Origin of the sequence: Sphingomonas sp. Leaf37 (genome assembly GCF_920939475.1) — a bacterium.
Taxonomy (GTDB): domain Bacteria; phylum Pseudomonadota; class Alphaproteobacteria; order Sphingomonadales; family Sphingomonadaceae; genus Sphingomonas.
Genome location: NZ_CAKLAX010000003.1, coordinates 668,196 through 684,929, shown reverse-complemented (window position 1 = coordinate 684,929; position 16,734 = coordinate 668,196). Strand labels below are relative to the sequence as shown.

15 protein-coding genes and 1 tRNA gene are annotated in these 16,734 nt (G+C 67.3%); 12 read left to right on the top strand and 4 right to left on the bottom strand.

Annotated elements, in window-relative coordinates; translation table 11 throughout:
* Positions 1-197: 197 nt before the first annotated feature.
* The 7 genes from LRA87_RS12925 (at position 198) to LRA87_RS12895 (ending at position 9,362) form a co-directional block, all read left to right on the top strand.
* On the top strand, positions 198-515 hold the full coding sequence (locus LRA87_RS12925; RefSeq protein ID WP_230631895.1) for a hypothetical protein: 318 nt from the start codon (positions 198-200) through the stop codon (positions 513-515).
* Between the two features lie 255 nt (positions 516-770).
* Positions 771-1,787 (top strand): hypothetical protein, encoded by a 1,017-nt coding sequence (locus LRA87_RS12920; RefSeq protein ID WP_230631894.1) that lies wholly within the window; start codon positions 771-773, stop codon positions 1,785-1,787.
* 11 nt (positions 1,788-1,798) lie between these two features.
* Positions 1,799-2,269 (top strand): hypothetical protein, encoded by a 471-nt coding sequence (locus LRA87_RS12915; RefSeq protein WP_230631893.1) that lies wholly within the window; start codon positions 1,799-1,801, stop codon positions 2,267-2,269.
* A gap of 41 nt (positions 2,270-2,310) precedes the next feature.
* Positions 2,311-3,417, top strand: coding sequence for a hypothetical protein (locus LRA87_RS12910; protein WP_230631892.1), 1,107 nt, complete (start codon positions 2,311-2,313; stop codon positions 3,415-3,417).
* Between the two features lie 70 nt (positions 3,418-3,487).
* Complete coding sequence (locus LRA87_RS12905) at positions 3,488-8,503, top strand: DUF11 domain-containing protein (RefSeq protein WP_230631891.1); 5,016 nt, start codon at positions 3,488-3,490, stop codon at positions 8,501-8,503.
* Between the two features lie 3 nt (positions 8,504-8,506).
* Positions 8,507-8,746 (top strand): hypothetical protein, encoded by a 240-nt coding sequence (locus LRA87_RS12900; protein WP_230631890.1) that lies wholly within the window; start codon positions 8,507-8,509, stop codon positions 8,744-8,746.
* A gap of 4 nt (positions 8,747-8,750) precedes the next feature.
* The gene (locus LRA87_RS12895) at positions 8,751-9,362 is read left to right on the top strand and encodes a PilZ domain-containing protein (RefSeq protein WP_230631889.1); all 612 of its coding nucleotides are present in this window, start codon (positions 8,751-8,753) and stop codon (positions 9,360-9,362) included.
* A 43-nt stretch (positions 9,363-9,405) separates the two neighbouring features.
* Here LRA87_RS12895 and LRA87_RS12890 read toward each other — a convergent pair.
* Positions 9,406-9,492: transfer RNA gene (locus tag LRA87_RS12890), tRNA-Leu, on the bottom strand.
* Positions 9,493-9,625: 133 nt separating this feature from the next.
* Here LRA87_RS12890 and LRA87_RS12885 point away from each other — a divergent pair.
* Positions 9,626-10,993, top strand: coding sequence for an MATE family efflux transporter (locus LRA87_RS12885; protein ID WP_230631888.1), 1,368 nt, complete (start codon positions 9,626-9,628; stop codon positions 10,991-10,993).
* On the opposite strand, the gene LRA87_RS12880 is transcribed toward LRA87_RS12885, so the two are convergent.
* Positions 10,965-11,720, bottom strand: a complete 756-nt coding sequence (locus tag LRA87_RS12880) for an MJ0042-type zinc finger domain-containing protein (protein ID WP_230631887.1) — start codon at positions 11,718-11,720, stop codon at positions 10,965-10,967. The genes LRA87_RS12885 and LRA87_RS12880 overlap by 29 nt on opposite strands.
* A gap of 171 nt (positions 11,721-11,891) precedes the next feature.
* On the opposite strand from LRA87_RS12880, the gene ftsE reads away from it, so the two are divergent.
* From ftsE to LRA87_RS12860, 4 genes are read left to right on the top strand one after another with little or no spacing between them, the layout of a single operon-like run.
* Positions 11,892-12,602, top strand: a complete 711-nt coding sequence (gene ftsE / locus LRA87_RS12875) for a cell division ATP-binding protein FtsE (protein ID WP_230631886.1) — start codon at positions 11,892-11,894, stop codon at positions 12,600-12,602.
* A complete protein-coding gene (locus tag LRA87_RS12870; protein WP_230631885.1) occupies positions 12,599-13,486 on the top strand; it encodes a cell division protein FtsX in 888 nt (295 codons plus the stop codon). Before ftsE ends, LRA87_RS12870 begins: the two co-directional genes overlap by 4 nt.
* A complete protein-coding gene (locus LRA87_RS12865; RefSeq protein ID WP_230631884.1) occupies positions 13,483-14,019 on the top strand; it encodes a YdcF family protein in 537 nt (178 codons plus the stop codon). Before LRA87_RS12870 ends, LRA87_RS12865 begins: the two co-directional genes overlap by 4 nt.
* Positions 14,016-14,702, top strand: a complete 687-nt coding sequence (locus LRA87_RS12860; protein ID WP_230631883.1) for a lysophospholipid acyltransferase family protein — start codon at positions 14,016-14,018, stop codon at positions 14,700-14,702. The genes LRA87_RS12865 and LRA87_RS12860 overlap by 4 nt, the downstream gene beginning before the upstream one ends.
* A 4-nt stretch (positions 14,703-14,706) precedes the next feature.
* On the opposite strand, the gene LRA87_RS12855 is transcribed toward LRA87_RS12860, so the two are convergent.
* Positions 14,707-15,612: a prephenate/arogenate dehydrogenase family protein gene (locus LRA87_RS12855; protein ID WP_230631882.1), complete on the bottom strand. Its 906-nt coding sequence runs from the start codon at positions 15,610-15,612 to the stop codon at positions 14,707-14,709.
* The gene (gene hisC, locus LRA87_RS12850; RefSeq protein ID WP_230631881.1) at positions 15,612-16,706 is read right to left on the bottom strand and encodes a histidinol-phosphate transaminase; all 1,095 of its coding nucleotides are present in this window, start codon (positions 16,704-16,706) and stop codon (positions 15,612-15,614) included. The genes LRA87_RS12855 and hisC overlap by 1 nt, the downstream gene beginning before the upstream one ends.
* Between the last annotated feature and the right edge of the window lie 28 nt (positions 16,707-16,734).

Here is a 16,734-nt window from a genome sequence, read left to right as displayed (position 1 = left end):
CCAGATGGTACGATTTGGAATAGTCAACGACGCTTGGGGAATGCGACGTGCCTGATGAGTCCATCGCCGGTCTGGTAAAGGACCTGACGACTCAACTCTCTGCAATCGCTGCTGAATTCGGGACGCGGGCCGATCGACTCGTCGGCGATGACGGTCCTGTCGCCATACTCGGGGACACCCCCCCGGATATGCGGGACATGGCCAAGCAGTTGCTGGCGCAGCGGCTCGCACGGTTCGATCACTTCCCGGCCGAGCTGTTCCACGAACCCGCATGGGACATGCTGCTGGCTTTGTTCGTCGCGCATGAGGAGCGTCGGACGATGAACGTCAAGACGCTGGTCGCCAGCGCCCACGCTCCGGTGACCACGTCCCAGCGGTGGATCGATCATCTTCACAAGCTGAAGCTGATCGACCGGGTGATCGATCCCATCGATCGCCGCCGCATCGAACTCTCCCTGAGCGATTCGGGCTACACCGCCGTCACCGCCTATCTGAAGCGGCTCGGCGCCGCCTGACGGACTGCGGCGCGAACCGGAATGACGGGAATACACCCGGTCGCACAATAGGACAGAATCCATGCATCGTCTGCGCATTGCCATGAAAACGACGATTACGACCGCTGCACCCTGACCCTTCGTCGAGTGGGTCCGTATTCCGGCATCGTCGTCAAAACGGGGCAATAGAAACAATCGACTACCGATTTGGTTCCGTAGGTTTTGTTTAAGCAGAACAACTGATTTTCGACCCCGGGCATAACATCGGGGCGACAATTGGGGAATTTCGGGGCCATCGGCGGGACACGGGTATCCGGGGCATGGCTATCGGCCATCGCCACGCTGCTGCTGCTGCTCGTTCTGTCGTCGATCGACAGCCCGGTCTCTGCCCAGAACCGCGTCGCCGCGGACCCGGCGATCCCCGAAACCCGCGCCGGTACGGCGATCCCGAATGTCGCGACCCTGTCCCTGCGTGACGAGCAGGGCGAATCGACGCTGCGCTCCAACACCGTGACGTTGCTGGTCGCAGAGCGCCTCGACGTGGCGCTGGAGCGGCGCGACACCGCGCCGATCCTCGTCGTGCCCGGCGGCACCGCGGTGCCGCTGACGCTGGCCAATCGCGGTAACGGACGCGAGGCCTTTTCCCTGAGCAGCGCGCTATCCGACGCCAGCGCGAAGGTTCGCCTCATCGCGATCGACCGCGACGGGGACGGGCGGTTCGACGCGGCGATCGATACCATCCTGTCCGATGCACGCACGCCACTGCTCGAGCCGGGCGAGGTCCTGCCGTTGCTCGTGCTGGTCGATCCCGCCGCGGCGAACGTCACGGCGGTTTCGCTCACCGTCGTCGCGCGTGCCTCCACGGGTGACGGCCTGACGGGAACGATGTTCGCGACCAGGGGCGATGGCGGCGCCGATGCGGTGACGGGGAAGACCAACGCCATCGCCGAGGTCGTCGTACCGGTCGGTACCGGTGCCGATGCCGCGCCGTCGCTGCTTAAGTCGCAGAGCGTGCGCGCACCCGACGGGTCGAGCACGCCCGTCGCCGGGGCCGTCGTCACCTACCGGCTCGAAGCCCGCTTTCCCGGACCGGCCCCGCAGGTCCGCGTCGACGATCCCATCCCGCAGGGCACGGCTTACGTGCCCGGCAGCCTGACGCTCGACGCGGTCCGGCTGAGCGACGGTGCCGACGACGATGCGGGCAGCGCCGATGCGAATGCCGTCGCGGTGACGCTGGGCGACATCGCCGGCGCCACGATCCGCACCATCCAGTTCCAGGTCATCATCCAGTGAGGAACCCGTCCATGAAATTTCGTTCGCTCGTCACGGCCGCGCTGGTCGTCGCCGCTGCCGCGCCTGCCTTCGCCGCAGGACCCCTGACCATGACGACCCGCATGATGGTCGAAAAGCGCGTTGCCGCCGCCGACGGATCGACCACGACGTCGCTGGTGCCGGCGGTCAGCGTGGCGCCCGGCGACCGGATCACCGTGGTGCTCGCCTATCGCAACACCGGCACGGCGGCGCTGGGCGACCTCGTCCTCGCCAACCCGGTTCCGAAGAACGTCGCCTATCGCGGCGCGGCGACCACCGCCGCCCCCGAAGTATCGGTCGACGGCAAGACCTTTGGCACCCTGGCCGCCCTGCGCGTGACGACGCCCGCAGGCACGATGCGGCCGGCCACTGCCGACGATGTCACCCACGTTCGGTGGCGCCTCTCCAGCCCAGTATCGGCCGGGCAGGGGGGCGAACTCGCGTTCAAGGCCGTCCTCAAATGATCTCTCCCCCCGTCAATCATCACCATCAAGGAGCAACACGCATGTCCGCAACAGGGGCGCGGCGTTTGTTGTTGGCCGGCACGGCCGCAATAGCGTCGATCGGGACCGCGCACGCGCAGTCCACCACCGGTACCGTCGCCGGTACCACCATCACCAACACCGCCAGCGCGACCTATACGGTCAACGGCACCGCCGGCACGGCGACGTCGAACACGGCCAGCTTCGTGGTCGACCGCAAGGTCAACCTGACGGTCATCGCCACGCAGGCCAAGACGCAGGTCAATCTGGGCCAGACCGGTGCGGTCACCACCTTTCAGGTGACCAACAACACCAATGGCACGCAGGATTTCTTGCTGGAATCGAGCCAGCTGATCCCGACCGGTTTCCTGACCGGCACCGACAATTACGATATCGGCGACCTGAAGATCTACGTCGATAGCAACAACAACGGCATCTACGATGCGGGCGTCGACACCGCATCGTTCATCGACGAATTGCCCGCCGACGGCCGCGCCACGGTGTTCATCGTCGGCGACATCCCGACATCGGTGCTGACGTCGATGGCGCAGGTCGGGCTGAAGGCGACGGCGGCGGTCGGCGGCGCTCAGGGCACGACTGGTCTCGCGCTGACGCCGTCGGCGGTCAACGGCAAGGACGACATCGACGTCGTGTTCGCCGATGACGACAACGACGGTCTGCTCGGCTTCGACGCGCTGCGCAACGGCGCCGGCTGGGCCTATGCCACCTATGAAGTCGGCATCCGCAGCGTCAACCTGACGGTCAACAAGACGGCGACGGTCATCTCCGACGACATCAGCGTGCTCAACCCCAAGGCTTTGCCGGGGGCGATCGTCCAATATTGCCTGACCGCGACCAACGCCACGCTGTTGACGCCGGCATCGGACGTCAAGCTGACCGACGTCATCCCGGCCAACACCACCTACGTTCCGGGCACGCTGACGATCGGTGGCCTCGGCGTTGGCGGCGAATGCCTGCTCAGCGGCTTCGTCCAGAACGACGACGGCACGCAGGTGCTCGGTCCCTACAACGGATCGTACAATGCCACCACCAAGACCGTGACGGCGACGATCCCGACCCTTCTCGGCGGCACGTCCGTGGCCGCGAGCTTCCGCGTCAAGATCAACTAACCTCCGCCAGCCAGAAAAGGAGTTTCCGAATCCCGGCGCGGCCCCTCCCGCGCCGGGACACGGTCCCCTCATGCCTATCGTCCGGCCTTTCCTCCGTATGCTCGCGCTCGTCGCAGGTCTTGGCAGCATCCTGCCGGCCGCCGCACAGACGCACGTCGAGAATATCGCCACGCTGACCTACCGGGACGGCGGCGCGGAACAGGTCGTGCGCTCGAACGCCGTCGGGCTGGACGTCATCCGCCTGAAACGGCCCACCAGTTTCACCTTCCACCTTCTACCCAATGGCTACGTCCCCACGGGTATGCGGTGCGACGGTACGCCGCCGACGTTCACGCCTGCACCGATCGATGCGGCGACGCTCGCCGCCGCACCGGAGCTGGCGTCGGTCGACATCACCTCGCCGTTGATCATGGCGATCGACGCAGAGGGTAACAATCGCGATCCGAAGCTGCGCGAGACGATCTTTGTCCAGTTCGATACGGGCAAGATCACCGGCAAGCTGCCACTGCTGGAAACCGGTGAGGATACCGGCGTGTTCGCCGGCGCCGTGCCGGCGGCGAACGACCGCAGCAATGCCGCTCTGGCCGCCTGTTCGCTCGATCTGAAGCGCGGCGACCGCCTGCGCCTGACCTTCACCGAGGATCAGCACAGCTACGGCTCGACGATCGACCTGCTGATCGATCCCGCCGGCTATGTCTTCGATTCGCGCACCGGCCAGATCGTGGACGGCGCGGAGGTGACGTTGCTGGATGAAGCCGGGCAGCCGGCGATCGTCTTCGGCGACGACGGCGTCAGCCGCTATCCCGCGACCGTCGTCAGCGGTGCGGCCGTCACCGATGCGTCAGGACGCAAGTACGAGCCGCTGCCGGGCCGGTTCCGATTCCCGTTCGCGCGTCCGGGACGCTATTCGCTGAAGATCGTGCCGCCCGGCGACTATACCGCGCCCTCCGTCGTCGGTCCGGCGACACTGGCGGCGCTGAAGGACCCCGCGGGCGATCCGTTCATCATCGTCGATGCCAGCTATGGCGGATATCTGACGCTGGTCGATCGGGATCCGGTCTATGTCGACGTGCCGCTCGACCGGCCCGGTGACGGCAAGCTGCTGCTGACCAAGACCGCGTCGGTGCGCGAGGCGTCGCCGGGCGACTTCATCCAGTACCGCATCCTCGTCAACAATCGCGATTCGGTGGCGGCGTCGGGGCTGACGCTGGCCGATTACCTGCCGCAGGGGCTGCGCTACGAACGGGGATCGACGCGCGGCGGCGCCGAACCGACGATCTCCGCTGATGGACGCAACCTCAGCTTCGCGATTCCATCGATCCCTGCCAGTGGTACTGCGGATATCCGCTACGTCGTCACCGTCGCGCCCGGCGCGCCGTCGGGCGAGGCGCTCAACCGCGCGCAGGTGTCGGGCGATGCTCGCGTCACCAGCAACCCGGCGGCGGCTTCGGTCCGGTTGCGCCCGCTGCTGTTCACCGATGCGATGACGCTGATCGGGCGCGTGACCGAGGGCGATTGCGGCGACCCCGTCGACAAGCGCAAGGGGTTGGCCGGCATCCGCCTGATGCTGGAGGATGGCACCTTCGTCGTCACCGATCGCGACGGCCTGTATCATATCGAGGGGATCCGTCCGGGCCGGCATGTCGTCCAGATCGACACGGCCAGCGTGCCCGCCAGCCATCAACCCGTCGCCTGTGACATCGACACGCGGCAGGCGCGCAGCGCGATCTCGCGCTTCGTCGAGGCCGAAGGCGGCGTGTTGAAGCGCGTCGATTTCCAGCTGCGTCCGACCGGCAAGGCCGCGGTCGCGATCGACGCGCTGCCGATCTCGGTCGCAGGCGATGCCGAGGCGGCGGGTAACCGCAACTGGCTGAAGGGGCAGGCGCCCGGCATCGACTGGCTGTTCCCGGCGGTGGATCACAACCCGCGCGCACCGGTGTTGCGGGTCGCCATCCTGCACGCCCCCGGCCAGCGCGTCGCCCTGACCGTCAACGGGCATGGCACCGATCCGCTCGCCTTCGACGGTGTCGACAGCGACGGTGCCGCCGCCGTCTCGACCTGGACCGGGCTGCCGCTGCAGGCGGGCGACAACCGGCTGGTGGCGCGCGTGCTGGATGCCGGGGGCGCGGTCGTGCAGACGCTGGAGCGCAGTGTCCATTACGCCGGCGTACCCGTCCGGGCCGTGATCGATCCGGCCAAAAGCCGCCTGCTGGCCGATGGCCTGCACCGCCCGCTGATCGCGGTTCGCGTCACCGACACGGATGGCCGTCCGGTTCGCGCGGGCACGCTGGTGCCCTTCCGCGTCGATCAACCCTATCAGGCAGCGATCGAGGCGGAACTGCAGCAGGGTCGCCAGCTCGCCGGCCGCGACAGTGCCGCAACCACCGCACGCGTCGTCGGCGACGACGGCTATGCCTTCATCGCGCTCCAGCCGACGACGCAGGCCGGTGCGGTGCATGCCGTGGTGACGCTTACCGACGACAAGCAGGTTCGCAGCAGCGAAATCCGGGCCTGGCTGGACGCGGCGCAGCAGGACTGGACCGTCGTCGGCTTCGGCGCCGGCAGCGTCGGCTACGACATGCTCAGCAAACATGGCCGCTCGCTGCCCCGCTCGCAGCGCAACGCCGTCGTCACCGACGGGCAGCTCGCCTTCTACGCCAAGGGCCGGATCAAGGGATCGTGGCTGATGACGATCGCCTATGACAGCGACCGAGCCTATGATCCGACACGCGGCCTGCTCGGCACGATCGATCCCAACCGCTATTACACGGTCTACGGCGACGGCAGCGCGCAGGGCTATGACGCGGCGACCCGGCGCAAGCTGTACCTCCGGCTGGAACGGCGCGAATTCTATGCCCTGTTCGGCGATTTCGAGAGCGGCTTCACCGACACGCAGCTGACCCGCTACAGCCGCACGCTCAATGGTGTGAAGGCGGCCTATCAGGGGCGCACCGTCGCCGTGCAGGGCTTCGCCGCAAAGACCGATACGCTGTACGCGCGCGACGAGATCCAGGGTAACGGCCTGAGCGGTCCGTACCGGTTGCGCGCCCGCCGCATCGTCCCCAACAGCGACAAATTGCGGATCGAGGTGCGGGATCGCTTCCGCTCGGAACTGATCGTCTCGACCACCCAGCTGACCCGGCACATCGATTACGATATCGACGTCGATCTCGGCACGGTCCGTTTCCGCGAACCGGTGTTGAGCCGCGACATCAGCCAGAATCCGGTCTTCATCGTCGCCGACTACGAGGTCGAGGGCGGCCGCACCGAAAAGCTCGCCGCCGCCGCCCGCGCCTCTGCCAGGGTCGGCAAGGTCGAGATCGGCGCCAGCGTTATCCGCGACGAGACCGCGGGCAATGCCACCGTCGCTGGCGCCGACATCAAGGCGCGGATCGGCACCGCGACCGAATTGCGCGGCGAGTTCGCGACCGGCGGCAAGGGTGGGCCGGACGATGCCTTCGGCCATGCCATCGCCTTCCTCGCCGAAGCGGAGCATCATGGCGGCGGGGTCGACCTGCTCGGCTACATCCGCCAGCAGGATGCCGGCTTTGGCCTCGGCCAGCAGAATCTGGTGGAGGCGGGCACGCGCAAGGTCGGCCTCGACGGCCGCGTCGCGCTGACCGACCGGCTGAGCATCACCGGCACCGCCTGGTATCAGGACATGCTGGTCAGCGCCGCCCGGCGTACCGCGGGCGAGGCCCGTCTGGAATATCGCCGCGATGCCGGCACGATCTTCGTCGGCGGCCAGTTCGCATCCGATCGCGGGCTGGATGGCGGCGACCGCGATTCGCGACTGCTCACGCTGGGCGGCAGCCAGTCGCTGTTCGGCGGCAAGCTGACGCTGGCCGGCCAGACGCAGGTCGCGCCGGGCGGCGACAAGGCGTCGGTGGACTTCCCCGTCCGGCATCAGCTGACCGCGGCATGGCGGATCAAGCCTGGCATTCGCCTGCTCACCGGCTACGAAATCGCCAGCGGCAAGGATTATACCGCGCATACCGCCCAGGTCGGCTTCGACGTCGCGCCGTGGACGGGTGCGAAGCTGATGAGCACGCTCAACCAGCAGGCCATCGGTGAGAATGGCAGCCGTACCTATGCGCAATACGGGCTCAGCCAGTCGCTGCCGCTCGGCAAGCGCTGGTCGGTCGATGCGACATGGGACGCGACCAGCACGGTGCGCGGACGCATTCCGCAGGGCGCGGTCATCAACGCATTCCAGCCGGTCGCGTCGGGCGGCATCGTCGGCAGCAGCAGCAGCGGCGGCTTGGGAGGCGGGACGGTCGTTGGTTCGGGCGACGGCGATTTCACCGCAGCGACGCTCGGCGCCACCTATCGTGCGCGGCAATGGTCGTGGACCGGGCGGATCGAATATCGCGACGGCCAGAACGAGGATCGCTTCGGGATCGTCACCAGCCTGCTGCGGCGGCTGGGCGAGGGCAAGACGATCGCGTCCAGCCTGCGCGCGTTCCGGGTCCGCGACGCATCGGGTGCGCTCGCGATGCAGGCGAGCGCGGACCTGGCACTGGCATGGCGTCCGCTCGACAGCCGCTGGTCGCTGCTCGAACGCCTCGAATTCCGTCACGAGAGTGCCGATGGCGCATTCGACGACGGCAACGTGCTCGGCGTGCCTGCTTATGGTGCGGGCGATCAGGTCACGACGCGCGTGATCAACAATCTGGAGCTCAACTATCGCAGCGGTCCCGAAGGGCTCGGCCACGGTTTCGAGGGTACGCTGTACTATGGCGCGAAATATGTCGCCGGCCGCTACGCCGACGACCGGTTCGACGGCTTTATCGACGTCGCCGGATTCGATCTGCGGCAGGATGTCGGCACCCGTTTCGATATCGGCGTGACCGGATCGGTGCAGCACGCCTGGGATCGCGGCGTGTGGTCGTGGAGCGGCGGACCGTCGGTCGGTATCTCGCCCGCGGCGAACCTGTGGATCAGCGCCGGCTACAATCTGGCGGGTTATCGCGACCGCGATTTCGAGGACGATCGTTACACCCGTCAGGGTCCGTACGTGACGATGCGGCTGAAGTTCGACCAACTCTCCCTTGGTGGCGCCACCCGCGCGCTGTTTGGAAAATAGATCATGCCCGCTCAATCCGCCCTGCCGCCGCTGCCACATCTGCCCCAAAGACTGGAGGTCACCGCCCGCCGCTTCGCCGCCATGCCGCGCGAGGATGCGGAAAGCGCCATCGATCTGCAGGTCGCCGTCGCGATCCGCGAATGGCGGGTGTCCGATGCGACGTTCTGGCAACGCGTCAAATTCCGGTCGCGGATGATCCGAACCGCGACCAGCCATCGATCCAGCACCGCACGGAAGGAATGACGCGATGTGTCAGGGCCCCATCACGCCGTCGCACGATCCGGTGCCGACGCATCCCGACCAGCGTCGCGGAGGCAAGCGGCACGCGACCGTGCTGCTCATCGGCCGGATCCGGCACACCGGCGGCGAATCGGCCTGCCTCGTCCATGACATATCCAGTCACGGACTGATGGCACGCTTCACGTCGGCACCGCTGGTCGGCGACCGCATGCTGATCGAAGTGCGCGGCATGTCGGAAACCGCGGTGACCGTCCGCTGGGTGAACGGGTTCAAGGCCGGCGTCGAATTCGACGCGGCACAGGATATCTCCGCCGTGTTCTGCCTGCGCGACGATCACGGGCATATCGCCCGGACGCCACGCTTTGCGATGCAGGCAAGCGCCATCATGCGCGTCGGCGATGCCCGGATAGCGGTCGATATCCTCGACATCTCGCCCGGCGGGGTAAAATTACTTAGCCACACCCCAATCCACGTCAGTCAAGCGGGCAGTGTACTGCTGCCGGAGATCAACGTCGCGACCTTCGGATCGGTGTGCTGGACCCGCGAGGACCGCTTTGGCTTCCGGTTCTGTGCACCGTTGCCGCTCACCAGCCTGTCGCGCGTGCTCGGCTGCGGGTGAGGGGACCTGAGGGCATCTCGCTGTTCGGGAAGGATGAAAGAAGTGGTGCGGCCGAGAAGACTCGAACTTCCACGGGCTTTCGCCCACAACGACCTCAACGTTGCGCGTCTACCAATTCCGCCACGGCCGCACGTGTGAGAACGCCGGGCTGAGCCGGCATCTGGCAGGCGCAGGCCCCTAGCAAAGCGTTTCCCACTCCGCAACGTACCTTTTCATGATCATCGTGCTTTTCGGATAGGGGAGGAGCGGGTAGCGCCCGCGGCATGGCGCACGCAGCCCCCGTTCTGACGACGCGCGCCGAGACCCGGCTGCTGCTCGCGCTGGCGTGGCCGGTGGTGCTGACCAGCCTCAACTGGACGTTGTTGCAGGTCACCGACGTGATGGTCGTCGGCCTCGTCTCGACCGAAGAAGTCGCCGCACTGGGCGCGAGCCGGGCGCTCGGCTTCGTGGGGATCGTTACCGGTCTGTCGTGGCTGTCGGGCGTGTTGGTGATGGCGGCGCGCGCGGATGGCGCCGGCGACCTGCCACGCACTGGCGCAGTGCTCCGCGAGGGATTGCTGCTCGGTCTGGTGCTGGGACTGGCGATCGCCGGCATATTCCTCACCTTCGCCGAGCCGTTGCTCACCCTGATCGGGGTCGCGTCGGACCGGGTGGACGAAAGCGCGCGTGTCGTTCGGGCATTCGCGATCGCCTATCCGTTCCAGCTGGTGAATGTCGCTGCCGCCTTCTTTCTCGAAGGGGTCAGCCGCCCGCGCAGGGTTACCGTCGTCAACCTGTCGGTGCTGCCGATCAACGCCGTACTCGCCTGGGCGCTATCTGCAGGGCATTTGGGATTGCCGGCGATGGGTGCGGTGGGAGCGGCGCTCGCGACCAGTATCGCATCGATGTTCGGCGCGGTCGGCATGATCGCGAGCGTGTTAACCCTGCCGCGCGCACGCGCGCGCGAGGTGTTGCGCTTAGACCGATTCGCCTGGGCGGCGGTGCCACGCGGCGCGTGGTCGCTGGCGGCGTTCGGGATCGTGCCGGCGGTGGCATCGGGGCTTGAACTGGCCGGGTTTTCGATCCTGATCGCGTTATCGACGCAGCTTGGCGATGCGGCGGCACATGCATTCCAGATCGTGTTCTCGATGCACAACGTCACCTTTGCCGTCGCCCTCGGGCTGGGATCGGCGGCGGGCGTGCGCGCAGGCAATGCGGTGGGTGAGGGGCAGCCGACCGCGGCAGTGCGACGCACGTCGATCGCACTGGGACTGGCGTGCGTCGCGCTGGGGATCGGAGCGACTCTGCTGGCGCTGGCTGCGCCGATGATCGTCGTGTTGTTCCCGGCAACGGCGGAAGTCCACGCGATCGCCGTGACGATGTTGCCGCGCTGGGCACCGTTCATCGTGTTCGACGGGATTCAGGTGGTGCTGGTCTATGCCCTGCGCAGTCTGGGCGATCAGGTGGTGGCTGGCGTCAACAGCATCCTCGCCTATTTCATCCTCACCGGCGGCGCCGGTTGGTGGCTGGTGCATCACGGGGTCGGGCCGGTCGCTTTGGTCTGGGCGTCCGGCGTCGGTATGCTTGCCGCCGCGCTGCTGCACGGCGGTCGATTCGCGCAGGTCAGTTCGCGGCTTCGCCGGCGAAACTAAGCTCTAGTCGTTTGGAGTTCGATGGCACGTCGAGCTTGGCGGAATTGAAGTCGATCGATCCGCCGGGATTGAGCGTGCGCTGCTGCGGCGTGATCGTCCAGCTGTAGACGATGCGGCCCTGCGCATCGCGCAACTCGGCACGAATATCGGGCACGCGCTGGCGCTCGCTCGACGGATTGGTGACCTGTCCGCTCACCGCGAACAGCTCCGACCCATTCTCCAGCTCACGACGCTCGATCGGATTATCCTTCAAGCGCAAAGGCGAATCAGTCGCGCCGACGGGCAGGCCGATGCGCGCCAGCAGGCCGGGCGCGCCGAGATAGAGGATGGCGCCCACCCCGGCGATCATCAGCAGGCCGGCGACCACCGCGATCACGGTCCACCGCTTCGACGTATTGCGGCGGGGGTGGAACGGCGGGCGATGCGCGAAGGCATCGTAATCGGGCGCGGTGACGATCGGTTCCAGCACCGGTACCGGGCGGGCGGACGGGATCGCCGCGGGCTCCAGGAACGGCGGGACGGTATCGTCGTCCGCTTCGGCAATGGCCGTTGGCTCGGACTGTATCCGTTCGACCGGGGATGCAGGTAGCGGCGGCGCTTCGGGTTCCGGCGGGTCCTGAAACCAGCTATGCCGGCAATTGGCGCAACGCACGGTGCGACCCTCGGCCCCGATCGCGCTGTCGGGCACCAGATAGCGGGTGCTGCATTCGGGACATTCGAGGATCATGCGCAACGCTTTACGGACGTGCCGCGGAACGAGAACCGCGACGATGGCGATTGTAAGCACGACCCCCGCCCGCGTGGCAAGCTTGAAGCCGCACGCCGGCCATGCGAAGGCACGGGTTCGGGGCCGGATATCATCGGCTGCCACCTCGATGGAGCGGTTGCGGCCAGGCGCATGGCAAATATCGTGCAGTTCGAAAATGTTGGGCTGCGATATGGCACGGGCCAGGAAACCCTGTCGGATATCAGCTTTACGCTGGGCAGCGGCGCCTTCTACTTCCTGACCGGGGCCAGCGGCGCAGGCAAGACGTCGCTGTTGAAACTCCTGTATCTGGCGCAAAGGCCAAGTCGGGGGATCATCCGCCTGTTTGGTGAGGATGCGGTGACGATGCCGCGCAGCCGCCTGCCCGGATTTCGCCGGCGCATCGGGGTGGTGTTTCAGGATTTCCGGCTCGTGCCGCACCTGTCGGCATGGGACAATATCGCGCTGCCGCTGCGCGTTGCCGGTATGCCGGACGAGAATATCGAGCAGCCGGTACGCGAGATGCTGGCTTGGGTCGGGCTGGGCGAACGAGCGCAGGCGCGGCCCGCCACGCTGTCGGGCGGCGAGCAGCAGCGCGTCGCCATCGCCCGGGCTGTGATCGGCCGGCCCGAAGTGCTGGTCGCGGACGAGCCGACCGGCAACGTCGATCCCGAGATGGCGGACCGGCTGATCCATTTGTTCGAATCGCTCAACAAGCTCGGTACTACCGTCGTCGTCGCCACGCATGATTTTCAGCTGCTGAGCCGTGTACAGGGTGCGCAGATGATGCGGCTGGACAAAGGACGACTGCTCGATCCGACGGGCGCGCTCCGCTATCCGCCGCCGCCGCGGGGGCAGGCGTGATCCCCGGCCGGGCCAGTAGCGGCAGCGAACGGCGGGTGCTCGACGAAGCGGGGGGCCTGCGCGCGATGACGTGGGTCATGGCGATCATGCTGTTCCTGACACTGCTCGCCGCGGCGCTGGGGCTGGGGACGCGGCAATCAGCGGCGGTGCTGGAGCGGCAGCTGGCCGGCCGCCTGACGGTGCAGGTGGTCGAGGGCAGCCCGGTCGCGCGCGACGCGCTGGCGGCGCGAACGCTGACAGTATTGCAGGCGTTGCCGGAGGTGCGCCGGGTGCGTGCGGTGGATCGCGCCGAGCTGGCGCGCCTGCTCGAACCCTGGCTGGGCGATGCTGCAGAGGATGCCGATCTGCCGGTGCCAGTGATGATCGATGTGGATCTGGCGAGCGGAGCCGATCCCGAACGCGTGATCGCGGCGGTGCGCCGGGTGAGTGCGTCGAGCCGCGTCGATCGCCACCAGCGCTGGATGTCGCCGGTCAGCGGCTTCCTCGACACGCTGACGTGGCTGGCGCTGGCGCTGGTCGTGCTGATGCTGGTTGCGACCGGTGCGGTAGTGGTGCTCGCAGCACGGGCCGGACTGGAGACACATCGCGCGACGATCGAGGTAATGCATATGCTGGGCTCGACCGACGTGCAGGTCGCCCGTCTCTTTCAACGCCGCGTCGCGCTGGATGCGGCGATCGGCGGGGTGGCCGGCGGGCTGGCGGCGCTGGTCGTTCTGGTGTTCCTCGGCACACGGCTGGCAGCGTTGGGATCGCAACTGCTCGGCGGCATCACGTTGGGCGCGGGCGACTGGACGCTGCTGGTGCTGTTACCGCTCGCCTTCGTGTTGCTGGCGACGGTGGCGGCGCGGATCACCGTCATCGGCGCGCTGCGGCGGTCGCTGTGATCGTCCGTTTCCTCGGATTGGTGGGGCTGTCGTGGTGCTTGGGGTTTGCGGCATTCATGTTGCTGCTGCCGGTGCCGCTGGCGGCGAATACGACCGATGCGATCGTCGTGCCGACCGGTGGCGCCGGGCGAATCGACCGCGGCATCGCCGTGTTGCAAGCGAAGCAGGCGCGGCGAATGCTGGTGACGGGGGTTGCACCGGGGGTGCGGGCGGTTGATCTGGCTCGCGAATATCGCACGCCGCAGTCGCTGTTCGCCTGTTGCATCGACCTGGGCGCGGATGCGGTGGATACCCGGTCGAACGCCGAGGAGACGGCAGCCTGGGTCAAGACGCATGGCTATCGCACGGTGCGGCTCGTGACCTCCGACTGGCACGTTCCCCGTGCGCGGATGGAGCTGTCGGCGGCAATGGGGCCGGGCGTGCTGGTGCTGGGGGACGGGGTGCCGAGCACCCCGCGATTGGGTACTTTGGTCAACGAATACAACAAACTGATCCTGCGGCGCGTGGCGCTGTGGCTGGGAGTGGGTGGGTGAATCGGCTGCGGACCTTGCTCTTCTCGATCCTGTTCTACGGATTGTCGGTGCCGATCGTATTGAGCGTGCCAGTGTCGGCGCTGTTCGGGCGCGCGGCCGTCGTGCGCCATGCGCATGTCTGGGCGCTCATGCATCGGATGCTGTACCGCCGTGTCATGGGCATTCGGGTGCGGGTGGAAGGCGTGGTGCCTCCCGGCACCTATTTCTTCGCGGCGAAGCATCAGGCGATGTTCGAGACGCTGGAATTGCAATTGCTGCTTGGTGGCCCCGCGATGGTCATCAAGCGCGAACTCAGCAAGCTGCCGTTCTGGGGCTGGGCGGCGATGCAGTATGGCGGGATCGTCGCCGACCGGGAGGCATCGGCGGGTGCGTTGCGGTCGATGATGCGGGAGGCGAAGGCGCTGAAGGCGGAAGGGCGATCGATCCTGATCTATCCCGAGGGGACCCGCGTCTCGCCGGGCGAGCAGCCGCCGCTGCAATCGGGTTTTGCCGGATTATACCGGGCATTGGGGATGCCGGTGATCCCGGTCGCGCTGGATACCGGAATCGTCTGGCCGAAGCAGGGTGCGAAGCGTCCCGGAGTGGTGACGATCCGGCTGGGCGAGGTGATTCCCGCAGGTCTGCCGCGCGAGCATATCGAGGCGCGGGTGCATGCCGCAATCAACACGCTGGATCGCGGCTGACGCGTCAGTGGCTGCGGCCAAAGTCCGGCTTGGCGTCGTCCTGCCCTTGCTCAATGATCGAGCGGCGGATCGCGCGGGTGCGGGTAAACAGGTCGAATAACTGGTCGCCATCGCCCCAGCGGATTGCGCGTTGGAGCATGGTGACGTCTTCGGTTAGGCGCTGGAGTATTTCTAGGACCGCCTCGCGGTTGTTGAGGAAGACGTCGCGCCACATCACGGGATCGGACGCGGCGATGCGGGTAAAATCGCGGAAACCGCCGGCGGAGAATTTGATGACCTCGCCCTGCGTCACCTCTTCCAGATCGCTGGCGGTGCCGACGATCGAATAGGCGATGAGATGGGGGACGTGACTGGTCACCGCCAGCACCAGATCGTGATGCTTCGGCGTCATGACCTCGACCTGCGCGCCGAGCGTTTCCCAGAAGGTGCGGAGCCGGACGACCGGTGCCTCGGCCATGCCGTCCTCGGGCGTCAGGATACACCAGCGGCCGCGGAACAGCGTCGCGAAGCCCGCCTCCGGCCCGCTGTGTTCGGTGCCGGCCACCGGATGGCCGGGCACGATCGTCGCGTGCGGCAACACCGCGCGCAGGGCGGCGAGCACGCTTTCCTTCGACCCACCCACGTCGCTGACGATCGCATCGGCGGGCAGGTCGTCGACGAACTCCGCCGCCACCGCGCCCATCGCCCCGACGGGGACGCAGAGCATGACGAGATCGGCGTCGATGACCGCCGCCCCGGCGCTGTCGGCGATGTCGTCGGCGAGATCGATCCGGTCGGCGACGGCGCGCACCTGCGGATCGGCGTCATAACCGGTGATCCGTACCGTCGGCATCGTCGCCCGCACCGCCCGCGCCACCGACGAGCCGATCAGCCCCAGCCCGATGATCGTGACGCGCGCGAAAGGGAGCATCAGCCGGCGTTCCCGACCTCTGTCCGGAGCACGTCGACGACATCGCGCATCTCGCTATCCGTGCCGATCGTGATGCGCAGGCCATGCGGCAGGCCTTGCCCCGGCAGCCAGCGGGTCGCGTAGCCTGCGGCCATCAACGCCTTGTATGCGACCTCTGCCGTAAGCGCCCCTTCGAACAGGACGAGGACGAAATTGGCCTTGCTCGGCACCGCGCGCAAACCGGGCAGCACATCGATCTGCCGGCTGAACCACGCCCGCCATTCACGGTTGTGACTGCGGCTGCGTTCCACGAAGCCGGCATCGCCCAGCGCGGCGATCGCGGCAGCCTGTGCGCCGATGCTGAACGCGAACGGCGCGCGGATACGGTGCATCGCATCGATGATGCCGGGCGAGGCATAGCCCCAGCCCACCCGCTCCGACGCCAGCCCGAAGATCTTGGAGAAGGTGCGCGTCACCAGCACGTTGGAGGCGGTGCGGGCGAGTTCCAGCCCGCCGTCGTCGTCCTCCGGCTCGAGATATTCGGTGTACGCCTGATCGAGCACCAGCAGCACCGAAGACGGCAGCCCGGCATGCAGGCGGGCGATCTCTTCGCGAGTGGAATAGGTGCCGGTCGGGTTGTTCGGATTGGCGACGAACACGACCTTGGTCCGCTCGGTCACCGCCGCCAGGATCGCATCGACGTCGGTCGCATAGTCGCGGTCGGCGACCACCACCGGCGTCGCGCCGACGCGCCGCGTCGCGATCTCGTACACCGCGAAGCCGTAGCGGACGTGGATGATCTCGTCCCCCGGCCCGGCGAAGGTGCCGGCGGCAAGGTGCAACACTTCGTCCGATCCGGTGCCGTAGATCAGCCGATCGGCCTCTACCCCGTAATGCGCCGCCAGTGCGCTGCGCAGATCGACCGCAGCGGCGTCCGGATAGCGCTCCAGATGCATCGCGGCATCGCGGTACGCGGCACGGGCGGCATCGGGGGTGCCGAACGGATTCTCGTTCGACGACAGCTTGGCGACCTTGCGGCCGTCCTCGCTGGTGGCGCGGCCGGGGACATAGGGCGCGATGCCCATGATCCAGGGCTTGGGGGCGGGTGCAGACATGATGGGGCCTTAGCGGCCCGGTGCGCGC

Bases quoted from the DNA above. Each gene is read 5' to 3' on its own strand.
- LRA87_RS12925 (WP_230631895.1), top strand. From the start codon at position 198: ATGGCCAAGCAGTTGCTGGCGCAGCGGCTCGCACGGTTCGATCACTTC.
- LRA87_RS12915 (WP_230631893.1), top strand. From the start codon at position 1,799: ATGAAATTTCGTTCGCTCGTCACGGCCGCGCTGGTCGTCGCCGCTGCC.
- LRA87_RS12910 (WP_230631892.1), top strand. From the start codon at position 2,311: ATGTCCGCAACAGGGGCGCGGCGTTTGTTGTTGGCCGGCACGGCCGCA.
- LRA87_RS12905 (WP_230631891.1), top strand. From the start codon at position 3,488: ATGCCTATCGTCCGGCCTTTCCTCCGTATGCTCGCGCTCGTCGCAGGT.
- LRA87_RS12900 (WP_230631890.1), top strand. From the start codon at position 8,507: ATGCCCGCTCAATCCGCCCTGCCGCCGCTGCCACATCTGCCCCAAAGA.
- LRA87_RS12895 (WP_230631889.1), top strand. From the start codon at position 8,751: ATGTGTCAGGGCCCCATCACGCCGTCGCACGATCCGGTGCCGACGCAT.
- LRA87_RS12885 (WP_230631888.1), top strand. From the start codon at position 9,626: ATGGCGCACGCAGCCCCCGTTCTGACGACGCGCGCCGAGACCCGGCTG.
- LRA87_RS12880 (WP_230631887.1), bottom strand. From the start codon at position 11,720: ATGATCCTCGAATGTCCCGAATGCAGCACCCGCTATCTGGTGCCCGAC.
- ftsE (WP_230631886.1), top strand. From the start codon at position 11,892: ATGGCAAATATCGTGCAGTTCGAAAATGTTGGGCTGCGATATGGCACG.
- LRA87_RS12855 (WP_230631882.1), bottom strand. From the start codon at position 15,612: ATGCTCCCTTTCGCGCGCGTCACGATCATCGGGCTGGGGCTGATCGGC.
- hisC (WP_230631881.1), bottom strand. From the start codon at position 16,706: ATGTCTGCACCCGCCCCCAAGCCCTGGATCATGGGCATCGCGCCCTAT.